We start from the raw sequence: 7,124 nt of genomic DNA, 5'->3' as shown, positions 1-7,124 counted from the left end.
GGGCGATCCTCGCCCGGGAGACGGGCGTGCCGACGGCGTCGGGGTGCGGGGCGCGGTCGACCGGTTCCCGGACGGGACGCGGCTGCTCGTGGACGGCGACACCGGACGCGTCGAGACGCTCGGCGCGCGCGCGGGCGAGGAGTCGGTCGCGTGACCGCGCGGCGGCTCGGGTACTTCGTGCTCGGGGTGACGATCCTCTGGACGGCCGCGTACGTGGTCGTCTACCTGGTGCGCTGGGAGTGGCAGCGGGCCCTCATGTCCGGGGTGCTGCTGCTGATCGCGCTGGTGGTGGGCGTCGCGGCGGCGGGGGCGCGCGGCGGCTCGCGCGGATCGAGCGGCGGCTCGGCGAGCTGCGGGCGGAACCGGTGCGGGAGCGGTACGCGGCCCCGCGGGAGGAGCCGCGGTTCCGCTGGCTGGAGGAGGACGACCGGTACCGGGTGTTCATCCCCGTGCTGCTCGGCGCCGGGATCGTCGCGTCGGCGCTCGCCGCGCTGGTCGAGCGGGTGTCGGGGGCGTTCGGCCGCGACGCGGGGGTCCCGCGCGCGCTGGCGCCGCCGTCCGGGGGCGTCCTGGCCGGTGCCCCCGAACCGGACGGACGGGACGGGCGGGGACGCGCGGTCGTCCTCACTCTCGCGGGGGTCCTGTTCGCGGGGTTCGCCGTCTTCCAGCTCGCGGAGCTGACGCAGGACCGGCCGGACGATCCGGTGGCGGCCCACGCGAGCACGCTCGTCATCGAGGCGGACACGCGGGGCGACACCGGTGCGGCGGCCGTGGATCCGCTGGTCGACCGGCTGTGGGAGTACTGCAAGGGGGCGACGCGGCCGTACGTGGAGGGGGGCGGCGCGGTTCCGCTGGGCGAGCGCCGGTACGCGATCGTCGTCCGTCCGGCGCTGGGCGAGCACGCGCTGCGGCGGATGCTGGGCTGCCTTCAGGACGGGCTGATCGACCGGGCGAGATTCCGCGTGATCTCGGTGCGGCCGGGCTGACCGCGCGAAATTCGCGCGGCCCCGGGAATGCGGAAGCGGCCGAACGTGCTGTACTGTCGAAGCAGCGTCCAGAGTTCGCCGCAGGCAGGCGGCGAAGGCGTTCTCTTCCCCGCCCGGGCCATCTGAGTCGCCCGGTGAACGACCGTCCGGCATTTGTCCGGATCGCCGCACTTAGGGAGCAGACGTCAGCCCGGTGAACCGAGCTGCTTTTTCACATTTCTCTCGCGTACGTGCCGCGGAAGCCGCCGCCGTACGCGGGGTATCGACCCCCGGCACGCGGCATTTCCTCCGCGTTCGCCGGAGAAGGGACCCGAATGTCCACTCCCACCCTGAGCACCGGCCGCTCCCCCGGGACGAACGGCGTGCGCGGGCACGCCGTGCCCGCGCAGACCGCCCGCAAGAACGGGCAGCGCCGACCGGCCGGTGACGAACCGCTCGTCCCGTTCAACGGCATCCTCGCCGTGCAGGACAAGCACGCGTTCGTGCGCACCTCCGGCTACCTCGCGGGGCCCGAGGACGTGCACGTCTCCCTCGCCCAGATCCGGGCGCACCACCTGCGGCCCGGCGACATCCTGGCGGGCACGGCCCGGCCGCCGAAGTCGGGCCGCGACAAGTTCCGCTCGCTCGCCGGCCTGGAGACCGTCAACGGGCGCCCGCCGGCCGAGGCCGCGGGACGTCCCGACTTCGGCAAGCTGACCCCGCTGTTCCCGGACGAGCGGCTGCGCCTCGACACCGGCCCGCTCGCCACCCGGGTGATCGACCTCGTGGCGCCGATCGGCAAGGGCCAGCGGGGGCTGATCGTGTCGCCGCCGAAGGTCGGCAAGACGATGATGCTGCAGGCCCTCGCGAACTCGATCGCGCAGGGCAACCCCGAGGCGCACCTGATGGTGGTGCTGATCGACGAACGTCCCGAGGAGGTCACCGACCTGCAGCGGACCGTCCAGGGCGAGGTGCTGCACTCGACGTTCGACCGCCCCGCGCAGGACCACACGGCGCTCGCCGAACTGGCCGTCGAGCGCGCCAAGCGGCTCGTCGAGCAGGGCCACGACGTCGTCATGCTGCTCGACTCGATCACCCGGCTGGGCCGCGCGTACAACCTCGCCGCACCGTCCAGCAGCCGGATCCTGGCGGGCGGTGTCGCGACGACCGCGATCTACCCGCCGAAGAAGTTCTTCGGCGCCGCCCGCAACATCGAGGAGGGCGGTTCCCTCACCATCCTCGCGACCGCGCTCGTGGAGACGGGGTCGCGCATGGACGACGTCCTGTTCGAGGAGTACAAGGGCACCGGCAACATGGAGCTGAAGCTCGACCGGGGTCTGGCCGACCGCCGCGTCTTCCCGGCCGTGGACGTCGAGGCGTCCGGCACCCGCCGCGACGAGCTCCTCATGACGCCGCAGGAGCTGGAGCTGACGTGGCGGCTGCGCCGCGCCCTGTCCGGCCTCGACCGGCAGCAGGCCGTCGAGCATCTGCTGGAGAAGATGAAGGGCACCGCGTCGAACGCCGAGTTCCTGCTCCGCCTCCAGCAGACGCTCTAGCGTTCCGCCGCCTCGCCGGGACGGAACGAGGCGAGGATCCGGTCGTAGAGGCGGCGATCGGTCCGCCACCGCGACTCGGGCACGGCGAAGCACAGTTCGTACCCGGACGCGCGGGTGCACGCGACGTGCCGTCCGCCGCCCGCGTCTCGCCAGGTGAACTCCCATTCAGCGCCGCCGCGGGGTCCCGGCCCGGACCCCAGGCGCACCCGGACGTACCCCGGGTGCCGTCCCATCGCCGCCCGTTCGGCGGCGCGCAGCCCCGCGAGGGGATCGCCGGGCGCCGGGGCGATGCGCAGCCCCCGCCCGGACTCGCCGTCCCGCCACCGCATGACCGCGCCGCGCCGCTCCGCCCGCCACCCCGCCGGGACCCGCACCGCGTACGCCGCCGCCTCCCGGTAGGACGCGAGCCCGACGAACGATTCCGCCGCGTCGCCGTTGCCGACCGATGTCCAGCGCGCCGTCCACGTGCCGATCCCGACCGCGACGACGGCCAGGGCCGCGACGCTCCGCGACGGCGCCGTCCGCGGCCGCCGCGCCGCCGCGCGCGGGTGCGGGACGGACGGTTCGTCCGGGTTCGCCGCCGCGGCGAGCAGTCGTGCGGCCTCGCCGGCCGGGAGCCGGTCGGCCGGATCCGGCCTCAGCAGGCCCTCGATGACGGGGGCCAGCGCCCCGGCCCGTTCCGGCGGCGGGTAGTCGCCGAGCAGGACCGCGACCATCGACCCCAGCGCGTGGGACCGCAGGAACGGCGGCGTCCCCTCGACGGCCGCGTACAGGGTCGCGCCCAGCGACCACAGGTCGGACGCGGGTCCGCCCGGCAGCCCGTCGACCCGCTCGGGCGGCAGGTACGCGGGCGACCCCTCGATGCCCGCGTCGGCCCGCTCCCCGGCGTCCGCGCCGTGCAGCGCGAGCCCGAAGTCGGTGAGCAGCACCCGGCCGTCGTCGTCGCGGACGAGCACGTTGCCGGGCTTGACGTCGCGGTGCAGGATCCCGGCGGCGTGCGCGGCGCGCAGCACCGACAGGACCGCCGCGCCCATCTCCGCCGTCCGCCGCACGCCGAGCGGGCCGCGCTCGGCCACGAGGCGCGACAACGAGCGCGACTCGTGGAACTCCATGACGATCCACGGGCGTCCCCGCTCGACGAGGACGTCGTGGACGGCGACCACGCCGGGATGCCGGAGGGCGGCGGTGGCGCGGGCCTCGGCCAGCAGGCGGCGGCCCAGCGCGGCGCGCTCGGCCTCGGTGGTCCCCGCGGGCGGCCGGATCTCCTTGACGGCGACGTCCCGGTCGAGGAGTTCGTCGCGGGCCCGCCACACCGTGCCCATGCCGCCGCTGCCGATCACCGAGAGCAGGCGATACCGGCGCGCGAGCGGCCCCGGACGGTCCTCGGTCATGGGGAGGTTATGCGCGGGAACGCACCCAAGTCACGCCCCGCGCATCCCCATGAATTCTTGACCGGGGGACCGGGGTCAGGACGCCAGGACGCTCCTCGCCCACTTGTAGTCCGACTTGCCGACGGCCGTGCGCCGCACCTCGTCGACGATCGTGAGGCGGCGCGGCAGCTTGTACCCGGCGAGGCGGCCCCGGCAGTGCTCGGTCAGCTCCTCCAGAGTGACGGTCGCACCGGGCCGCGCGGACACGACGGCCGCGACGATCTGCCCGAACCGCTCGTCCGGGAGCCCGACGACGACCGCGTCGTACACGTCCGGGTGGTCCTTGAGCGCGACCTCGACCTCCTCCGGGTACACCTTCTCCCCACCCGTGTTGATCATCAGGGAGCCGCGGCCGAGCAGGACGATCGTGCCGTCCTCCTCCAGGCTCGCGAAGTCGCCCGGGACGGACCAGCGGGTGCCGTCGGCGTCGGTGAAGAACGTCGACGCCGTCTTCTCCGGGTCGTTGTAGTAGCCGAGCGGGATGTGCCCGCTGCGCGCGAGCTTCCCGATCTCACCGGGCTTCACGACCTTCAGGTCGTCGTCCAGGACCGTGATGCCCGGCTTCATCATGAACCGGGCCGTGCCTTCCTTGCCGCCGACGGACGGCCCGCACGCGCCGGTCTCCGAGGCGCCGTAGTTGTCGAGGAACATCACGTTCGGCAGGTGCTCCTGCAGCGCCGCCTTCGCGCCCTCGGTCAGCGGCGCCCCGCCGGACGCGATCGCCAGCAGCGACGACGTGTCGTGCCCGCCGGACGCGAGGGCCTGGGCGACCGGGCGCGCCATGACGTCCCCGACCAGCATGACGACGTTCGCCTGCTCCTCCGCGACCAGCCGCAGCGCCTTCTCGGCGTCGAACGCGTGGTCGGTGTAGAGGACGACCTTCGCGCCGCCGAACAGCCCCATGAACGCCACCCACTGCCCGGCGCCGTGCATGACGGGCGCGCAGTCGAGCACGGCCATGCCGCCCTGGTCGACGTCCGCCAGCCCCTCCGGGCTGGACACCGGGTCGCCGAGGACGTTGCCGCCGCCGAGCGCGCCGAAGAAGATGTCCTCGCAGCGCCACTCGACGCCCTTGGGGTACCCGGTCGTCCCGCCCGTGTACATGACGTACCGGTCGTCGCTGGAACGCTCCGGGAAGTCGTCGGACGGGTCGGCCGCCGCGAGCGCCCGCTCGTACTCGACGGCGCCCGGCACGTCGTTCGTCCCGCCGTCCTCCAGGACGACGACGTGGCGCAGCTTCGGCAGGTCGGCGCGGACCTCCTGGACGCGCGCCAGCAGCGACCGCTCGCCGATGAGCGCGACCGAGTCGGAGTCGGACAGCACGTGGTGCAGTTCGCCGGTGACGTACCGGAAGTTGACGGGGATCGGCACGGCGCTGATCTTGAACGCGCCGAGCATCGCCTCGATCCACTCGGCCCGGTTGTAGGCGAGGATCGCGACGTGCTCGCCCGCCCGGACGCCCGCGTCCGCGAGGTGGTGGCCGACCCGGCTCGCCCGCGCGCTCAGCTCGGCGAAGGTGCGCCGCTCGTCCCCGGCCACCAGCGCCGGACGGTCCGGCCCCGCCGCCGCCACGATCTCGATCAGATCCGCAAGGTTGTAGCTTCGCGCCATGTGCCGTCCTCGCCTTTCGGAGCGGGTGAGAAGGTCGTACCGAATCATGCTCGGGTTGCGGGTAAGTACTCAATGACCCTGGACATGCCGTCCGATGAGATGGATCACAAATCGCGCCCGGATCCGGCCACGCCGCCCGTCCTTACACGCCTCTTATCCGGGTACCGGCATGCTTGGCCGTAACGATTACGTATCAGACGGGGGTTGTGGTGAGACCAGGCGCAATGGCGTGGACGCCTCCGACGTGGGAGGAGATCGTCACCGAGCACTCCACGAGAGTGTTCCGGCTGGCGTACCGCCTGACCGGCAACCGGCACGACGCGGAGGACCTGACCCAGGACGTCTTCATCCGGGTCTTCCGCTCGCTGTCGTCCTACAGCCCCGGCACGTTCGAGGGCTGGCTGCACCGGATCACGACCAACCTGTTCCTCGACCGGGCGCGCCGCAAGCAGCGCATCCGCTTCGACGCGCTCGCCGACGACGCGGCCGAACGCCTGCGGGGCCGCGAACCGAGCCCGGCGCAGGTGTACGACGAACGGCACCTCGACGCCGACATCCAGCGGGCCCTCGACGGCCTCGCCCCCGAGTACCGCGCCGCCGTCGTGCTGTGCGACATCGAGGGCCTCACCTACGAGGAGATCGCCGCGACGCTGAACGTCAAGCTCGGCACCGTCCGCTCGCGCATCCACCGGGGCCGCGCCCAGCTGCGCGTCGCCCTGGAGCACCGCCGCCCCGTCGAGGTCCCGGAGCCGGTCGCGGGCGCCTGACCCGGGTCACGGCGGTGGTGTCGTCGCGGTCGCGAGCTCCAGCGCGTCCGGACGGATGAGGTCCTCGACGGACGCGTACGGCACGGCGTTCGGCTTGTAGTACTTGAAGGCGATGCAGTGCTCGTCCGGTGTGAAGACCGTGACCAGCCGGTCCTTCGTGAGGGAGAACGACACTCCGACGAGCGGATCGTTCGCCGCGAGTTCGGTCCGTTCGGTCAGCGTGCGGTAGCCGCACTCCAGCCCCCCGGCCGGTCCGCGGGCGGCGGCGGCACGCGCCGCGACAGCTCCGCCAGGCTCGGGTCCTTCAGCGCGGCGGCGGTGAAGATCTGCTCCGGCCCGAGCACGCGTCCCGTCGCCAGCTCGATGTTGACGGCCTTCGGCGTGATGTAGGAACCGCCCGCCACGTAAACCGGGATGTTCACCAGATACCGGACGGACAGCAGGCGCGGCCCCCGGTACACGATGTCCGACCGCATCTCGATGGGGCGCGGGGCCTGCGGCACGGTCTGGGCCTCAAGCCCGCCCGCCGCCTCCAGGAGCCGCCGGTAGTCCGCGACGGCCTGGTCGACGGGCGCGTGCAGCGCCGCGTTGATCCGCTGCTGGACGGCCGGGTCCGAATGCCCGCTCACCTGCACGAACCGGACCGTCCCCTCGGACAGGTTGAGGGCCGGGTCGCCGATCGTCTCGGACGCGAGCGCGACCTCGCCGGGCGTGAACGCGCGCGGCGGCGGCCCGTCGCGCGCGCCTGCCACACCGCGACGCCGCCGCCCGCCGCCCTCGACGGCCGCCGCGCCC

Annotated in this window: 6 protein-coding genes and 1 pseudogene; 3 read left to right on the top strand and 4 right to left on the bottom strand. The window is 73.6% G+C overall.

From position 1 onward, the window contains the following. Nucleotides 1-239: 239 nt before the first annotated feature. The gene (locus BJF79_RS28225; protein WP_143220229.1) at nt 240-986 is read left to right on the top strand and encodes a hypothetical protein; all 747 of its coding nucleotides are present in this window, start codon (nt 240-242) and stop codon (nt 984-986) included. A gap of 440 nt (nt 987-1,426) precedes the next feature. Then, a pseudogene (gene rho / locus BJF79_RS28220) lies at nt 1,427-2,521 on the top strand (transcription termination factor Rho); the annotation flags it as partial. Here the strand turns inward: rho and BJF79_RS28215 are convergent. After that, entirely contained in the window at nt 2,518-3,912 is a 1,395-nt protein-coding gene (locus BJF79_RS28215) for a serine/threonine-protein kinase (protein ID WP_075901893.1), read from the bottom strand. The pseudogene rho and the gene BJF79_RS28215 sit on opposite strands and share 4 nt — an antisense overlap. Nucleotides 3,913-3,987: 75 nt before the next feature. Beyond that, nucleotides 3,988-5,562, bottom strand: a complete 1,575-nt coding sequence (locus tag BJF79_RS28210; RefSeq protein WP_075901891.1) for an acyl-CoA synthetase — start codon at nt 5,560-5,562, stop codon at nt 3,988-3,990. Between the two features lie 224 nt (nt 5,563-5,786). On the opposite strand from BJF79_RS28210, the gene sigE reads away from it, so the two are divergent. Beyond that, entirely contained in the window at nt 5,787-6,329 is a 543-nt protein-coding gene (gene sigE, locus BJF79_RS28205; protein WP_075901889.1) for an RNA polymerase sigma factor SigE, read from the top strand. Nucleotides 6,330-6,335: 6 nt separating this feature from the next. On the opposite strand, the gene BJF79_RS55960 is transcribed toward sigE, so the two are convergent. Further along, nucleotides 6,336-6,503 carry a hypothetical protein gene (locus tag BJF79_RS55960; protein ID WP_158079316.1) on the bottom strand — a complete coding sequence of 56 codons (168 nt, stop codon included), beginning with the start codon at nt 6,501-6,503 and terminating at the stop codon, nt 6,336-6,338. 41 nt (nt 6,504-6,544) lie between these two features. Next, the coding region (locus BJF79_RS55955; protein WP_158079315.1) for a hypothetical protein at nt 6,545-7,124 on the bottom strand (580 nt) is incomplete at its 5' end.

The organism is Actinomadura sp. CNU-125 (genome assembly GCF_001942465.1).
Classification (GTDB): Bacteria; Actinomycetota; Actinomycetes; order Streptosporangiales; family Streptosporangiaceae; genus Spirillospora.
This window is presented reverse-complemented; position numbering and strand designations above follow the sequence as displayed.